General features: G+C 67.2%; 11 protein-coding genes and 1 riboswitch. Of the genes, 4 read left to right on the top strand and 7 right to left on the bottom strand.

Annotated elements, in window-relative coordinates; all coding sequences use genetic code 11:
* Window positions 1–3,069, bottom strand: coding sequence for a helicase-related protein (locus AABF56_RS18225; protein ID WP_272807048.1), 3,069 nt, complete (start codon window positions 3,067–3,069; stop codon window positions 1–3).
* Window positions 3,070–3,450: 381 nt separating this feature from the next.
* On the opposite strand from AABF56_RS18225, the gene AABF56_RS18220 reads away from it, so the two are divergent.
* Window positions 3,451–4,089 (top strand): glutathione S-transferase family protein, encoded by a 639-nt coding sequence (locus AABF56_RS18220; protein ID WP_244769190.1) that lies wholly within the window; start codon window positions 3,451–3,453, stop codon window positions 4,087–4,089.
* Between the two features lie 32 nt (window positions 4,090–4,121).
* Here the strand turns inward: AABF56_RS18220 and thpR are convergent, their stop codons facing one another.
* Together thpR and AABF56_RS18210 are read right to left on the bottom strand one after the other, a co-directional pair.
* Complete coding sequence (thpR, locus tag AABF56_RS18215; RefSeq protein WP_272807047.1) at window positions 4,122–4,703, bottom strand: RNA 2',3'-cyclic phosphodiesterase; 582 nt, start codon at window positions 4,701–4,703, stop codon at window positions 4,122–4,124.
* Window positions 4,704–4,785: 82 nt separating this feature from the next.
* Complete coding sequence (locus AABF56_RS18210; protein ID WP_244769192.1) at window positions 4,786–5,430, bottom strand: arylesterase; 645 nt, start codon at window positions 5,428–5,430, stop codon at window positions 4,786–4,788.
* A gap of 59 nt (window positions 5,431–5,489) precedes the next feature.
* Here AABF56_RS18210 and AABF56_RS18205 point away from each other — a divergent pair, with 59 nt between their 5' ends.
* From AABF56_RS18205 to AABF56_RS18195, 3 genes are all read left to right on the top strand, one after another.
* Entirely contained in the window at window positions 5,490–6,206 is a 717-nt protein-coding gene (locus AABF56_RS18205; protein ID WP_272807046.1) for an ABC transporter ATP-binding protein, read from the top strand.
* Window positions 6,203–8,755: an ABC transporter permease gene (locus tag AABF56_RS18200; protein WP_272807045.1), complete on the top strand. Its 2,553-nt coding sequence runs from the start codon at window positions 6,203–6,205 to the stop codon at window positions 8,753–8,755. The genes AABF56_RS18205 and AABF56_RS18200 overlap by 4 nt, the downstream gene beginning before the upstream one ends.
* 182 nt (window positions 8,756–8,937) lie before the next feature.
* A complete protein-coding gene (locus tag AABF56_RS18195; protein WP_244769195.1) occupies window positions 8,938–9,681 on the top strand; it encodes a Bax inhibitor-1/YccA family protein in 744 nt (247 codons plus the stop codon).
* A 248-nt stretch (window positions 9,682–9,929) separates the two neighbouring features.
* Here the strand turns inward: AABF56_RS18195 and AABF56_RS18190 are convergent, their stop codons facing one another.
* The 4 genes from AABF56_RS18190 to thiB all read right to left on the bottom strand — a co-directional run bounded on the left by AABF56_RS18190 (window position 9,930) and on the right by thiB (window position 14,945).
* Window positions 9,930–11,408, bottom strand: a complete 1,479-nt coding sequence (locus AABF56_RS18190; protein ID WP_272807044.1) for a M48 family metalloprotease — start codon at window positions 11,406–11,408, stop codon at window positions 9,930–9,932.
* Window positions 11,409–11,598: 190 nt separating this feature from the next.
* The gene (gene thiQ, locus AABF56_RS18185) at window positions 11,599–12,318 is read right to left on the bottom strand and encodes a thiamine ABC transporter ATP-binding protein (RefSeq protein WP_272807043.1); all 720 of its coding nucleotides are present in this window, start codon (window positions 12,316–12,318) and stop codon (window positions 11,599–11,601) included.
* On the bottom strand, window positions 12,311–13,936 hold the full coding sequence (thiP, locus tag AABF56_RS18180) for a thiamine/thiamine pyrophosphate ABC transporter permease (RefSeq protein ID WP_272807042.1): 1,626 nt from the start codon (window positions 13,934–13,936) through the stop codon (window positions 12,311–12,313). Before thiP ends, thiQ begins: the two co-directional genes overlap by 8 nt.
* 1 nt (window position 13,937) lies before the next feature.
* A complete protein-coding gene (gene thiB / locus AABF56_RS18175; RefSeq protein WP_272807041.1) occupies window positions 13,938–14,945 on the bottom strand; it encodes a thiamine ABC transporter substrate binding subunit in 1,008 nt (335 codons plus the stop codon).
* Between the two features lie 38 nt (window positions 14,946–14,983).
* A riboswitch (TPP riboswitch) is annotated at window positions 14,984–15,094 on the bottom strand.
* Between the last annotated feature and the right edge of the window lie 31 nt (window positions 15,095–15,125).

Raw genomic sequence — 15,125 nt, 5'->3', positions numbered from 1 at the left:
TTACTTCTTCAGCTGCTCCTTGAGCGCCGCGAGCTTGGCGAAGGGCGAATCCGGGTCGATCGGCTTTTCCTTGCGGGGCGGCCGGGCCTCGAATTTCGCCTGCTGCGGCTTGCCGCCGCGATCGTTGCGATCGGGGCGATGCTCATTGCGATCGGGGCGATTGCCGCCCTGCGGCTTTCCGTCGCGGCCCTTGGCCTGGTCCGGACGGCCGCGGCCGCCGTCGCGCCGCTCGCCGCGCTCCCCGGCCGGCTGGCCACGATGGCGCTCGCCGCCACGACGCGCCCCCTGGCCCTGGCGATCGCCCTGCCGTTCCCCGCCGTGGCGGTGGCCCTGGCGCTGGTTGTCATGGCGCGAGCCCGGACGCCAGAGCAGCACCGGCTTGGCTTCGGCCGGCTCGCCTTCGGCGGCGGCTTCCGCCGCTGCCGGTGCTTCCGCGGTTTCGGCGGCCTCAGTGGCCTCGGTGGCCGGGGCTTCGGCCGGGGCGGCCGATGCCTCTGCGGCGACCGCCGGGGCCTCGCTTTCGCCCTCCGCCGCATCGGCGTCGTGTTCGTCGGACACTTCCGTATTTGCTTCGGCGGGCGCTGCGGCGGCGGCATCGGCCGGAGCCGGGGTCGCGGCGGCAAGATGGGCGGCGACCTCCTCGGCCTTCACGCTGTCGGCACGGTAGCCGAGACCCTTGAGGATCTCTTCCATGTCGTCCGGCGTCGCGCCGAGGATGGAGAGCATGGCGGTCGTCGCCATGAAGCGGCGGCCGTCATAGGCGCCCTCGGGGCGCGGCGTGCCCGGCTTCCACTGCAGCAGCGGGCGGATGAGGTCGGCGAGGCGCTCCAGGATGTCGATGCGCACGGCCCGCTTGCCGAGGAAGCGGAAGCCGGCGAGCTTGTAGAAGGCGCGCTCGAAGCTCGGGTCGGTGACGACCGAGGTGCGGCCGGCGGCGAGCACCGGGATGAGGTCGCCGTAGCCCGGCTTGTCGAGGCCATCGTTCTTCAGCGCCCAGAGCAGGGTGATGAGCTCGGCCGGGGCTGGCTTCAGGAGCGCGGGCATGAAGATGTGGTAGGCGCCGAAGCGGATGCCGTGCTTGCGGATCGAGGCGCGGGCTTCCTGGTCGAGCGACTTCACGTCCTCCGCCACGTCGCGGCGGAAGAGCACGCCGAGGTTCTCGACGAGCTGGAAGGCGAGGCCCTTGGCGAGACCCTGCAGGTCTTCCGCGCGCGAAAGGTCGTCGAGCGGCTTCAGCACGGTCGCGATGTGATGGTTCACGAAGCGCTCGATACGGGCGGCGACGTGGTCGCGCGCATTGCCGGTCAGCTGCTCGTCGGAGAGCAGGATGACGCGCGGGCGCATGACGTGGTCGCTCGCCGTCAGGCGCGCGACGGGATCGCCGAGCCAGCGCACGGTGCCGTCGGAGCCGAGCGCGAGGTCGCCGTTGCCGGCGGCATGCAGGCGTGCGGCCCGGGCTTCGAACTCCAGCGCAAGCGCCTTCTGCGCAGCCGCCTGCACGGCCTTCGCATCGGGACCTTCCGTTCCGGAGGCCAGCGTAAACCGGAAACCGGCCAACTGCCCGACATGATGTCCCTCTACGAAGACATCGCCATTCACACTGATTTCAGCTTCCAGCATCGCATTCTCTCTCAGGCGCTTCATGAGCACAGATGTCCTGCGATCAACAAAGCGTTTCGTCAACCGTTCATGTAGCGCATCGGACAATCGGTCTTCGATTTCCCGCGTCTTTTCCTGCCAGTGTGTCGGATCGGCAAGCCATCCGGGCCGATTCGACACATAGGTCCATGTCCTTATCTGTGCGATTCGTGCCGAAAGCGTGTCGATCTCGCCATCGGTTCGATCGGCGCGGCGCACCTGGTCGGCCATGAAGTCTTCGTTAACCGCGCCGCGCTTTATGAGGTCCGCATAGAGCGTCGAGATGAGGTCGGCGTGCTGCGCGGGGGCGATGCGGCGGTAGTCGGGAAGCGCGCAGGCCTCCCAGAGCTTCTCGACGCGCTCCGGCGTCGTCGCGAGATCGCGGACGTCGGGGTAGCGCGACAGATGCTCCAGCGCCTGCTGGTCGACGGCCGGCAGCGCCCGTGTCAGCCCGCTTATCGGCGGCGGCGCGTCGAGCGAATGGCGCAGCGCCGAGAGGGAGGAATAGTCGAACCGGGTGGTGCGCCACTGCAGCACGCGCACGGGGTCGAACTGGTGCGTCTCGATGCGCTTGACCAGCTCGTCGTCGAACGGATCGACGCGGCCCGTCACGCCGAAGGTGCCGTCGCGCAGGTGCCGGCCGGCGCGGCCGGCGATCTGGGCGAGCTCGGCGGGGTTGAGGTTGCGGAACTGGTAGCCGTCGAACTTGCGGTCCTGGGCGAAGGCGACATGGTCGACGTCGAGGTTGAGGCCCATGCCGATCGCATCGGTCGCGACGAGATATTCGACGTCGCCCTCCTGGTAGAGCGCGACCTGTGCATTGCGGGTGCGGGGTGAAAGCGCGCCGAGCACCACCGCCGCCCCGCCGCGCTGGCGGCGGATCAGTTCGGCGATCGCATAGACCTCGTCGGCGGAGAAGGCGACGATGGCCGTGCGCTGCGGCAGGCGGGTGATCTTCTTCGAGCCGGAATAGAAGAGCTGCGACAGCCGCGGGCGCTCGACGACCGCGATGCCGGGCAGCAGCTGTTCCAGGATCGGCTTCATCGTCGCCGCGCCGAGCAGCAGCGTCTCGTCGCGGCCGCGCAGATGCAGCACCCGGTCGGTAAAAATGTGGCCGCGTTCCAGATCGCCGGCCAGCTGCATCTCGTCGATCGCGACGAAGGAGGCGCGCGTCTCGCGCGGCATCGCCTCCACCGTGCAGACCGAATAGCGCGCCATGTGCGGCGTGATCTTCTCCTCGCCGGTGACGAGTGCCACATTGTGCGGGCCGACCTTGTCGACGAGGCGCGTATAGACCTCGCGCGCCAAGAGGCGCAGAGGCAGGCCGATCACGCCCGTCTCATGTGCCACCATGCGCTCGATTGCGTAGTGGGTCTTGCCCGTATTGGTCGGGCCGAGCACCGCGGTGACCCCGCGGCCGCTCAAGATCATGGGTGCTTGCGACAAGTCACGCCCCGGCAGGTTTCAATTTCCGCCGGACGCATCCGGCAGGCAACAGATGCCCATCGGGAGGCCCGATGGCAAGGGGCAAGACGAAGGACGCGGCTTTTCTCCAGGGTCGGACGGTACCCGGAACAGTCTGCGAACGAATCGGAGACGAATCACTGACTCGGGCGGATTCAGGGTTTGTTCACCACAAGGGATTGACGGGATTCGGGCGGGTCGACACGAAATGCTGAATCGCGCCAGGGACTAAGCACGGGGGAGCTTGCAGCATTCGGGCCTTTCGAACGCCACGGTTTCTTTTCGCGCCGATGTCGGCCCGTCCCTCGCCCGGGCGTCTTTCGGGGTATGCAAATGGAGGCAAGCCGAATGAAGATCTATTTCAGCCGCAACCCCAATCCCCGCGTGGCGGTCGCAGCCGCGCGCTTTTTGAAGGCAGACGTCGAATTCGCGTTCGCAGCGCCGCTGGCGGCGGGTCAGGCGGAGCGCTACAGGCCGCTGAACCCGAACCTGTTGCTGCCAATTCTCGAGCTTCCCGGCCGGACGCTCTGGGAAAGCGACGCCATCGTCTGCTGGCTCTCCCGAAACGCCCGTTCGAATTTCTGGCGCACCGACGATGACGAGCCGGACATGATCCGCTGGATCAGCTGGGCGAAGGAAAATTTCGTCAAGGCATGCGACATCGTGCAATGGGAACGCGGGACAAAGCCGCGCTACGGCATCGGCGCCTGCGACGAGCAGATGGTCGCGGAAGGACTTCGGCAGTTTCACAAGGCCGCGCGCATCCTGGAAAGCGAACTGTCAAACCGCGCGTGGCTCGTTGGCGACACCGTCTCGTTCGCGGATTTCCGGATGGCGACCTTCCTACCCTACAACGACGTCGCCCGGCTGCCGCTTGACGAATATCCGGCAATACAGGATTGGAACGAGCGGCTTGAACGGATCGATGCGTGGCGCGAGCCCTTCGCGGGACTGACCGCACCTGACCTGCCGCCGTTGCCCAGCTGAAATGACGTACCCGCAGCTGTCTGTCCGTTCTGTCAAACCGGATGGTCGTGCAAGTCCGCGCCGTCCCAGCCGCCGCCGGCCTCGTAGAGCGGGAAAACCTCTTCCGTAAGGTACGGCCCCCCGCCGACCGATTCCTTCGAGGACATCAGCACGAAGCGGTTCACCGTGAAGGGGGCGGTGTGGAAATTGCCGCGGCCGGAAAGGTAGTGGGCGACGTCCTCGGTGCGGGCGTTGCGCAGGCGGGCGAGCGTGACGTGGGGCGTGAACTTTCGCGGATCGGCGGGAAGGCCGAGGCGCTGGCAGATGCGCTCGATTTCGCCCTGGAGGGCGTACATTTCCGGCGCCTGCGTCACGCCGGCGAAGACGGAATGCGGCTTCTTCGAGCCGAAGGAGCCCATGCCCGACAGGGCCAGCTGGAATTCCGGGCGCTCGATGCGGTCGAGCTTGTCGACCACCTCGTCGGCAGTGCGGCCGTCGATATCGCCGATGAAACGCAAGGTAATGTGGAAGTTCTCGACATCGATCCAGCGGGCTCCGGGAAGTCCGCCTCTCAGCAAGGAGAGGCTCATGGCAGCATTGCGCGGCACTTCGAGGGCGACGAAAAGTCTCGGCATGGCGACTTCTCCCTGCTGGAATGTACTGTCAGCGAATCACGCAATGGATTTTTGCGCAACCCTTATTTCGCACCCGCGAAAACTACTCCTTCGCCGGTATCGATTTGATGAACGCTTCGGCGGCCGGAAGGATCGTCGCGACCATCACGTCCACCCCCTCGGAATTCGGATGCATGCCATCCTCCAATTGCAGGTTCGCCTTGGTGACGACCCCGTCGAGGAAGAACGGATAGAGCGCGACGCCGTGCTTTTCCGCCATGCGCTGGTAGATGCCGTTGAAGCGCTCGCCGTAGTCGGGGCCCATGTTCGGCGGGGCCAGCATGCCGGCAAGCAGCACCGCGATGCCGCGCTCCTTGAGGCGTGTCAGCATGGCGTCGAGGTTCTTCTCCGTCTGTTCCGGCGGAATGCCGCGCAGCGCGTCGTTGGCGCCGAGTTCCAGAATCACGCCCTGCGTGCCCTCGGGGATCGACCAGTCGAGCCGGGCAAGACCGCCGGAGCTCGTGTCGCCGGAAACGCCGGCATTGGCGATCTCGACCTCGTAGCCCTTTTCGCGCAACGCCTTCTCCAGCTTCACCGGAAAGGCGTCCGTCGCGGGCAGCTGGTAGCCGGCCATCAGGCTGTCGCCGAAGCCGACGAGCTTCACGGGCTCCGCCCGGGCGGCATTCACGGATAACAAAGCTGTGATTGCAAGTGAGGCGAAAAATCCAAGCGCCGCTTTAAACGACATGTCGCTGATCCTAGATTGCTGGCATTCCAGTTGCTTCAAGACATATAGGGCAGAATTCCTTGGCCAAAACCATCATCGATCTCAAAAAAGCCGATCTCACCCTCGGCCGGGCGGCCGCCTCCGTTCATGTGCTGAAGGGGATCGACCTTTCGATCGAGGGGGGTGAATCGGTCGGCATCGTCGGCCCGTCCGGCTCCGGCAAGTCGACGCTCCTGATGGTGCTCGCCGGGCTCGAACGGCTGGACAGCGGCGAGATCCATATCGACAGCGCGGGCCTGCACGGCATGACCGAGGACCAGGTGGCCGATTTCCGCGGCCGCAATATCGGCATCGTCTTCCAGTCCTTCCACCTCATTCCCAACATGACGGCACTGGAAAACGTCGCGGTGCCGCTGGAGCTCGCCAATGTGCGGGACGCCTTCGAGATCGCCCGGCGGGAGTTGACGGCGGTCGGCCTCGGCGAGCGCCTGTCGCATTATCCCGGCCAGCTTTCGGGCGGCGAACAGCAGCGCGTGGCGATCGCCCGGGCGCTCGCGCCCTCGCCGAAACTGCTGATCGCCGACGAGCCGACCGGCAACCTCGACACCGAGACCGGCCGGCAGATCGCCGATCTTCTCTTCGCAAAGCAGGCCGAGCGCGGCATGACGCTGGTGCTGGTGACGCATGATCCCTCGCTCGCCGCCCGGTGCAGCCGGCAGGTCGCCATGCGCTCCGGCGAGATCGTTTCCGGCGCGGCGCCGATCAAGGCGACGCTGGCCGAGGCGGTGCCCGCATGAGGATCGGCACGGTCCTGAGACAGTTTCCTCTGGCACTTCGCCTGGCGCTGCGCGAAATGCGCGGGGGCCTCAAGGGGTTCTACATCTTCCTCGCCTGCATCGCGCTCGGAACGGCGGCGATCGCGGGCGTCAACTCGGTGTCGAGCGCCATCACCCAGGCGATCGCCTCGCAGGGGCAGACCCTGCTTGCCGGCGACGTGCGCTTCGAATTCAACAACCGCTTCGCGACCCCGGAAGAGCTGGAGCATTTTAAGGGGTTGGGCGACGTTTCCCTCTCCTCCAGCCTGCGCTCCATGGCGCGCCTGCCCGACGGGTCCGACCAGACGCTGGTCGAGGCGAAAGGCGTCGACGGCGCCTATCCGCTCTACGGCACGCTGGAGACCAGCCCGCAGCAGCCGTCCTCCGCGCTCTTCGCCAAGGAGGGCGAGAGCTACGGCGCGGTCGTCGCGCCGCTGCTGCTCGACCGTCTCGGCATTGCCGTCGGCGACGAGATCCTGCTCGGCACCGCCCGGCTGAAGGTGACGGCGACGCTGGTGCGCGAGCCGGACGCCGTTTCGGAAGGGTTCGGCTTCGCGCCGCGGCTGATGATCTCGGAGGAGGCCATGCAGGCGAGTGGGCTCGTGCAGACCGGCAGCCTCGTGGAGAACGCCTATCGCATCCGGCTCGCCGATGCCGGCATGGCGCTGTCGAAGGTGCGGGCGGACGCCACGAAAGCCTTCCCGCAGGCCGGCTGGTCGATCCGTACCTCCAACAGCGCGGCGCCTTCGCTGACCAACAACATCACGCGCTTCTCGCAGTTCCTGACGCTGGTCGGCCTGACGGCGCTGATCGTCGGCGGCGTCGGCGTTGCCAATGCGGTGCGCGCCTATCTCGATTCCAAGCGCTCCGTCATCGCCACCTTCAAGTGCCTCGGCGCGCCGGCTTCGCTGGTGGCGTTGGTCTATCTTGTGCAGATCGCGCTGATCGCCGCGGTCGGCATCCTGATCGGCCTCGTGGCGGGCGCGCTGATGCCCGTGGTGGCGATGGGCTTCCTCGACGGCGTGCTGCCGGTGCCGGCGGAGGCGACGATCTATCCCCCGGCCCTGTTGCTTGCCGCGGTCTTCGGCCTCCTGACGGCGCTGGCCTTCGCCATCATGCCGCTCGGCCATGCCCGCGAGGTGCCGGCGACGGCGCTCTTCCGCGAGCAGGGTTTCGAGGCCGGCCGCCTGCCGAGCTGGCCCTATGTCGCGGGCGCGGCGCTGCTTCTTGCGGCGCTGGCCGGGCTTGCCATTGCCACGGCCTATGACCGCTACATCGCCGTCGTCTTCCTCGGGGCGATCGCCTTCGCCTTCGTCGTTCTGCGCGTCGTCGCCATGCTGATCACCGCGGTCGCGAAACGCAGCCCGCGCGTAAATTCGCCCGCCTTGCGGCTGGCGGTCGGCAATATCCACCGGCCGGGCGCGCTTACCGCGTCCGTCGTGCTGTCGCTCGGCCTCGGCCTTGCGCTTCTCGTCACGCTGACGCTGATCGACGGCAATCTGCGCCGGGAACTGACCGGCAACCTGCCGGAGCGCGCGCCGAACTTCTTCTTCGTCGATATCCAGGGCAGCGAGCTCGACGGGTTCCGCACCGTGCTGCAGGCGAACATGCCCGACGGCAAGATCATCGAGGTGCCCATGCTGCGCGGCCGCGTCATGGAGCTGAACGGCGTCGAGGTCTCGAAGGTCAAGGTGCCGCCGGAGGGGCAATGGGTGCTGCGCGGTGACCGCGGCATCACCTATGCCAAGCGCACGCCGGAAAACTCCACGCTTGCCGAGGGCGAATGGTGGCCGGAGGATTATTCCGGCGAGCCGCTCGTCTCCTTCGCCGCCGAGGAGGGCCGCGAGCTCGGCCTCAAGATCGGCGACAGCGTGACGGTCAACGTGCTCGGCCGCAACATCACGGCGCGCATCGCGAACTTCCGCAATGTCGAATGGGAATCGCTGTCGATCAACTTCGTCATGGTCTTCTCGCCGAACACCTTTGCCGGCGCGCCGCATGCGTGGCTGGCGACGGTGATCGACCCGCAGGCGACGGCCGGGCAGGAGGCGGCGACCTTGAAGGCCGTCACCAATGCCTTCCCGACGATCACCAGCGTGCGCGTCAAGGATGCGCTCGACGTGGTCAACGAGCTGGTCGGCCAGCTCGCCACCGCCATCCGGGCGGCGGCGGCCGTCGCGCTCATCGCCTCGATCCTCGTGCTCGCCGGGGCGCTCGCCGCCGGCAACCGGGCGCGCGTGCACGATGCGGTGGTCCTCAAGACGCTGGGTGCGACGCGCGCCACGCTGATCCGCGCCTTCAGCTACGAATATCTGATGCTCGGGCTGGCGACGGCGGTCTTCGCGCTCTTCGCCGGCGGGGTGGCGGCCTGGTTCGTTGTGAGCCGCATCATGACGCTGCCGTCGAGCTTCCTGCCGGACGTGGCCGTCATGACGGTCGTCACGGCGCTCGTCATGACCGTCGGCATCGGCCTTGCCGGGACCTGGCGCATCCTGGGGCAGAAGGCCGCGCCCGTGCTGCGCGAGCTCTGACATCGGCAGGATCCGGGCTCCCGCAGGGCGCGCGGGTCTTGTACGAGACACAATTCATGCGCATATTGAGTGCAGGCAAGCTGGAGCCCCGCAGCGGCTGCCCGGATCCCTTGCGCCGGACCCTCGGCGAATAAACGGGAACCCGACACCGTCACCACGAGGGGGCTTTACGAGAGGAAAACATGGCTGATCTCCGCAACTACCAGACCCGAACGGCCAATGCCGGCGCTCAGGCCGGTGCCGTCATCGACGAGGGCCTGCGCGCCTATATGCTCCGGGTCTACAACCTGATGGCCCTGGGTCTCGCGATCACCGGTGTCGTGGCGTATTTCGCCTCGCAGGCTGCCTTTGCCGGTGGCCAGCTCACGAGCTTCGGTTACGCGATCTATGTGAGCCCGCTGAAGTGGGTCGTGATGCTCGCCCCGCTGGCGCTGGTCTTCTTCCTGAGCTTCCGTATCCATACGATGAGCGTTTCGGCCGCGCAGACGACCTTCTGGGTCTATGCCGGCCTGATGGGCCTGTCGCTGTCGTCGATCTTCCTGATCTATACCGGCGCCAGCATCGCGCAGACCTTCTTCGTCTCCGCCGCCGCCTTCGGCGCGCTGTCGCTGTTCGGCTACACGACGAAGCGGGACCTGTCCGCGATCGGCTCGTTCCTGATCATGGGCCTGTTCGGCCTGATCATCGCCTCGCTCGTCAACCTGTTCCTGCAGTCCTCGGCGCTCGACTTCGCGATCTCCGCGATCGGCGTTCTGGTCTTCGCAGGCCTGACGGCCTGGGACACGCAGAAGATCAAGGAAATGTATTTTGAAGCCGATGACGTCGCCGTGGCCGGCCGCAAGGCCATCATGGGCGCGCTGACGCTCTACCTCGACTTCATCAACCTCTTCCTGTTCCTGCTGCGCTTCCTCGGCAACCGCGAGTAACGCCAAGCCGGATGGACGGTTGAATGAAAGAACCCCGCCTGATACGGCGGGGTCTCACTTCGAAGAGAGACAGTCCGCCAAACCTCTCCTCCGTCATGGTCGGGCTTGACCCGACCATCCACGATCCGGGGTACGCCGTTGGATCCTCGGCTCAAGGCCGAAGATGACGTCGGGGGGGGGGTGAGGCGAGGTTCGTCAACAAACAGAAACCCCGCCGTTTCCGGCGGGGTTTCTGTTTGGCAAGATGCCTATTCGCTGATGATCTTGAACTTTTCGCCCGGGCGGACGGTGCTTGCCGCCGTCATCGCGTTGATCAGGCGGAAGAGGTCGAGCTTGCGGTCCGTGCCCATCATCCGCCCGGCGAGTGAGGCGACGGTGTCGCCTGCCCGCGCCGTGACGACGCGCACGCGCAGCGGCTTCAGCGAGGCGACTTCAGGCGGCGTCAGCTTGCGGAACGAGGCCCTGAGGATCGCCGCGGTCGGCTCCAGCGCCTTCGAGCCCACCGGCACCGCGGTCAGGAAGCGGTAGATCTGGTTGTCGATGCGCACGACCGTGACGTCGAATTCCCAGCGGTCGGCCGCCGCCTTGGCCGTCGCCGCCTCCAGCCCGTTGATCGTGATGGGCTGGATCGTCTCCGGCCGAAGGCCGGTCACCCAGCCGCTCGAAATATAGTTGACGAGGTTCTGCTTGCGGCTGTCGGCGACGCCGTCGAAGCGGATCGCGACATCCCCGGGACCCGTCGCCAGCACCGCATCGGCCTTGTTGTCGATCTGGAAGCCGGCCGGCACGTCGAAGCGGATGCCGAGCTTGCCGTGCAGGAAGGTCTGGCCGCGCACATAGCCCTCTTCCGGCGCATCGCCGTAGAGCAGGCCGTCGATGCCGGCGAGGTAATAGTCGCGGCCGCGGTCGCCGATCGAGCCTTCCGCGCCGAAGGCCCGGGCATGCAGGCGCGCCAGCTCCACGCGCTGCGGCGCGTTCGGGTGGCTCGACAGGAAGTCGAGGCTCTGGTCGGAATCGGGATCGACCGCGGTGAAGCGGGCATAGGCCGCCATGGAATCGAGGAAGCGCGCGGCGGCATAGGGGTCGTAGCCCGCTTCGCCAAGCATGCGCACGCCGATGACGTCCGCCTGGAGTTCCTGGTTGCGCGAGAAGGCGGCAAGGCGCAGCTTTCCGCGCGCCAAGGCCTGCTTGCCGGCGATGTTGCTGGAAAGCACCTCGGCCACGACGCGGCTGGCGATGACCTCGGCCTCTTCCTTCTTCTGGCGCTCGATGCCGTGATTGGCGGTGACATGCGCCATTTCGTGCGAGAGCACGGCGGCGACCTCCGAGGCGTCGTTGGCGAGCGCCAGCAGGCCGCGGGTAACGTAGAGATAGCCGCCCGGCAGCGCGAAGGCGTTGATCGCGGGAGAATTCAGGATGGTGATGCGGTAGGACTGGTTCGGGTTTTCCGAAACGAGCGTCAGCGCGCCGGCAATGCGGGCGACGAGCCGCTCGGTCTTGGCGTCCTTGTATTCGCCGCCGTAGCTTGCGACGATGCGCGGGTGCTCGCGGGCGCCCATCTGGGCGCGCGGGTCGTTCTTCTGCACCTCTTCGACGATCTGCGGATTGGATGAGGGCGAGATCGTCGGCTCATAGGTCTGCTCGATGATCGACTGGCAGCCTGACAGCAGCGTGCCGGCAAGCATCAACGCCGCAAGGGGCCTCAAAACCCCGCGTCCGCATACCATTGCAGCTTCCTGCGTTGCTCTCGCCATATCTCTTGCCCACAGCCCGAACCGGGTCCTCGAATGGATGAGATAGACGCACCATACCTGGCCGGCAACTCCCGATTCGACAAACGCTTCCCTTGTGGCTCCGGTGACACAGGGGGGCGTCCAAATTGTGGCGTGCCGCCGGGATGCCCTGCCGGCCGTGCTGCTAAAGCGCGGAATGACCGAGGAATTTTGCAACGGCCGGCGGTTCGCGCCGCGAGAGGAAATCGCCGGCGGGCTCGTCGAGAAGGATCGCGCCCGCCTCCAGGAACATCACCCGGTCGGCCAGCCGGCGGATGTCCTCCGGCTGATGCGTGATGAAGAGCATCGTGCTCTTCGTTTCGTCGCGCAGTTCCGCCAGAAGTTTCGCCATCTCCGCCCGCATGGCCGGATCGAGCGCGGCGAAGGGCTCATCGAGCAGCAGGATTGGCCGGCGCCGCACGAGGGCGCGGGCGAGCGCCACGCGCTGCCGCTCGCCGCCGGAGAGCGAGCCCGGCAGGCGCCGCTCGTAGCCGCCGAGGCCGACGCGCGCGAGCGCCGTGAACACGCGCTGGCGCGCCGGCGCGTCCAGCCGCAGCGCGGGATCGATGCCGAGGCCGACATTGTCGGCGATCGTCAGATGCGCAAAGAGGTTGTTGTCCTGGAAGATGATCGAGACCGGCCGTTCCGCGGGGTCCCGCCCTGCCATGTCTTCGCCGAGCAGCCGGACATCGCCCGAAGCCGGCGCCTGGAAGCCGGCGATCACGTTGAACAGTGTCGATTTTCCCGCGCCCGAGGGGCCTGCCACGGCGACTGCTGCGCCGGCGGGAATGGCGCAGTCGAAGGAAAGCCGCTTCTCCTCGAAGCGCACGGTGACGTCGGCGAGGCGGATGGCAAGGTCAGGCATCGGCGCTTTGTCTTTCGGTCGGGCGCTCCGCCGTGGTCGAGGGCAGCGTCAGGAGAAGGCATATCACGCCGAGCAGCAGCGCGATGCCGGCGGCGTCCGCCGTGCGATAGCTCGCCATGCGGGAGAAAAGCAGCCAGGGCAGGGTGACGAAGCCTTCCGCGCCGAAAATGGCGACGGCGCCGAGATCGCCGAGCGACAGCGCCATGGCGAAGGCGAAGGCCGTGAGCAGCGGCTTCTTCAGGGCCGGCAGGTCGATCCATCGCAGGCGATGCAATCCGGTGACGCCGAGGCTGAGCGCGAGCCGCGCGGTGCGCGCAAGATGGGTGCGATAGGCCGGCTCCAGCACGCGCACGACGAAGGGCAGCGCCATCAGCGCGTTGAGGACGGTGATGACGGCGGGGGCGAAGCGCCCGGTCTCGCCGAAAGTCCTCAGCACGAGGAACCAGCCCGTGGCGACGACGACCGGCGGCACGAGCAGAATGAGCGAACCGACTGCCGGCAGCGCGCGGCCCATCAGCCGCGTCGCGATGCCCGCCTCGCCCGTTTCGGCAAGTCGCGGCACGAGCACGATGGGCAGCGCGATCGCGAGGCTGAGGCAGGCCGAGGCGAAGGAAATGGCGAGGCTGGTGAGGAGCGCCCGGTGCAGCAGCGGATCGAGCGCCAGCCGGACGAGATCGGCGGAAAGGCCCGAGACGAGGGTGGCGGCGAGCGGGGCGGCGGTGAAGAGGGTGAAGAGAAGGATGACGAGGCCGTCGGGGAGGCGGCGCCCGCGGCCGTCGAAGCGGCGGATGGCGCGGCCCGCCGTCATGCCTTCCTCAGGCGGGCGGCCGAACAGCGAGATCAGCCAGAGCAGGCTTGCCGTGACGAGGATCTGCAGGAAGGCGAGCAGCACGGCGCGCTCGGGGTCGAAATCGAAGCGCAGCGCCTGGTAGATCGCCACTTCGATCGTGGTCGCCGCCGGTCCGCCGCCGAGCGTCAGAACGATGGTGAAGCTCGTCGCGCAGAGCATGAAGACGAGGCCGGCGATGCCCGGCAGGATCCGCCGGATCACCGGCCATTCGATGAGCCGGAACACCGCACCGCCGCCCATGCCGAGATTGGCGGAGGTCAGCCAGTATTCCGCCGGAATGCGGTCGAGGGCCGCCAGCAGGAAGCGCGCGGCGAGCGGCAAGTTGAAGAAGACGTGGGCGATCAGGATGCCGGCAAGCCCGTAGACGCTGACCGGGCTCTGCAGCCCGGCAAGCCCGAGCAGGTCGTTGACGACGCCCTGCCGGCCCCAGATCTCGATGACGCCGAGCGCGGCGACCAGCGCCGGCAGGCCGAGCGGCACGACGGACAGCCGGATGATCCAGACGCGGCCCGGAAAATCCCGCTGCCGGGCGAGCGCCCGGGCGATAGGAATGGCGAGGAGGACGGACAGCAGCGTGGAGAGCGTCGCCTGCAGCAGCGTGAACCGCGCGACGCGCCCGGTATAGGCATCGAGGAGCGGCGCACCGGCGCCGGGGCCGGCATGGGCGAGAAGCACGGCCGTCGCCGCACCGACGAAGGCGAGCACGGTGCCGAGGGCGAGGCCCCCGGCGACACGCAGCGTTCGTCGCTCAGTGCGGGCGAAGATCACGTTACTTGGCGCTCATCGCCGTCAGCCATTCGTCAATCCAGGCCTTGCGGTTGGCCGCGACTTCGTCCGACGGCATCAGGAAGGTCTTTTCCGGCTTCACCAGCGCGTCGAAGGCGGCCGGCAGCGGGTCCTTCGTCTTTGCGGCCGGCATCATCCAGTTGGTCTCCGGGATGATCGACTGGAAGTCCGGGCCGATCATGAAGGTCAGGAACTGGCGGGCAAGGTCCTTGTCGTCGGCGGTGCGCGTCAGGCCGGCGACCTCGATCTGCACGTAGTGGCCCTCGGAGAAGGCAGCGGCCTTGTAGCGCTCGGTCTGTTCCGCGATGACATGGTAGGCCGGCGAGGTCGTGTAGGACAGCACCATCGGCGCCTCGCCCTTGGTGAAGAGGCCGTAGGCTTCCGACCAGCCGGGCGTGACGGTCAGCACGCGGTCCTTCAGTTTGCCCCACGCCTCGCCCGCCTTGTCGCCATAGACCGACTTCACCCAGAGCAGGAGGCCGAGACCCGGCGTCGAGGTGCGCGGATCCTCGATGACGATCTTCTGCGAGGGATCGCCCTCGACGAGATCCTTCAGGCTCGTCGGCGGGTTCTTGAGCGTCTCGCTGTCATAGACGACGGCGAAATGGCCGTAGTCATAGGGCAGGAACGTGTCGTCCGAAAAACCGCCGGGCACGGTGAGGTCCGCCGGCGAAAGGCCGTGCGCCTCGAAGAGGCCGGTCGCCTTGGCCTCGGTGATCAGGTTGGTGTCGAGGCCGAGCACCAGGTCGGCCTTCGTGCCCTCGCCTTCGAGTTTCAGGCGCGTCAAAAGTTCGACGCCGTCGGCGACGCCGACCCACTCGACGGTGCAGCCGCAGGTCTTCTCGAAGGCTTCCTTGACCTTGGGGCCGGGGCCCCATTCGGCGACGAAGCTCTCATAGGTGTAGACGGTCAGCGTCTTTTCCTGCGCGAGCGCGGGAAAGGCGAGGGAAACGGCGAGTGCCGCGATGGTGGAAAGAGAAGTCTTGCGCATCCGCGCCTCCTTGCTGTTCACAAAACGGGAGTAGGGCGCTGGATGTGCCGTCTAATCCCTCCGCCGGTACGAGCCGGATCAGGTTCTTCGGGTTGGCGAAACCGCCTCTCAGCCGGAGGAAAGAACCCCGGGCACCCCGTTAGAGCAAGGCAAGGCATAATCCTGCGCGAGGCGGCGCGC

Origin of the sequence: Shinella sp. WSC3-e (assembly GCF_945994535.1) — a bacterium.
Taxonomy (GTDB): domain Bacteria; phylum Pseudomonadota; class Alphaproteobacteria; order Rhizobiales; family Rhizobiaceae; genus Shinella; species Shinella yambaruensis.
This window is presented reverse-complemented; position numbering and strand designations above follow the sequence as displayed.

Excerpts from the sequence above, each read along its gene's own strand:
- AABF56_RS18225 (WP_272807048.1), bottom strand. The coding sequence starts at position 3,069 with ATGATCTTGAGCGGCCGCGGGGTCACCGCGGTGCTCGGCCCGACCAAT.
- thiB (WP_272807041.1), bottom strand. The coding sequence starts at position 14,945 with ATGCGCAAGACTTCTCTTTCCACCATCGCGGCACTCGCCGTTTCCCTC.
- AABF56_RS18220 (WP_244769190.1), top strand. The coding sequence starts at position 3,451 with ATGAAGATCTATTTCAGCCGCAACCCCAATCCCCGCGTGGCGGTCGCA.
- AABF56_RS18200 (WP_272807045.1), top strand. The coding sequence starts at position 6,203 with ATGAGGATCGGCACGGTCCTGAGACAGTTTCCTCTGGCACTTCGCCTG.
- AABF56_RS18195 (WP_244769195.1), top strand. The coding sequence starts at position 8,938 with ATGGCTGATCTCCGCAACTACCAGACCCGAACGGCCAATGCCGGCGCT.
- AABF56_RS18190 (WP_272807044.1), bottom strand. The coding sequence starts at position 11,408 with ATGGTATGCGGACGCGGGGTTTTGAGGCCCCTTGCGGCGTTGATGCTT.
- AABF56_RS18210 (WP_244769192.1), bottom strand. The coding sequence starts at position 5,430 with ATGTCGTTTAAAGCGGCGCTTGGATTTTTCGCCTCACTTGCAATCACA.
- thpR (WP_272807047.1), bottom strand. The coding sequence starts at position 4,703 with ATGCCGAGACTTTTCGTCGCCCTCGAAGTGCCGCGCAATGCTGCCATG.
- thiQ (WP_272807043.1), bottom strand. The coding sequence starts at position 12,318 with ATGCCTGACCTTGCCATCCGCCTCGCCGACGTCACCGTGCGCTTCGAG.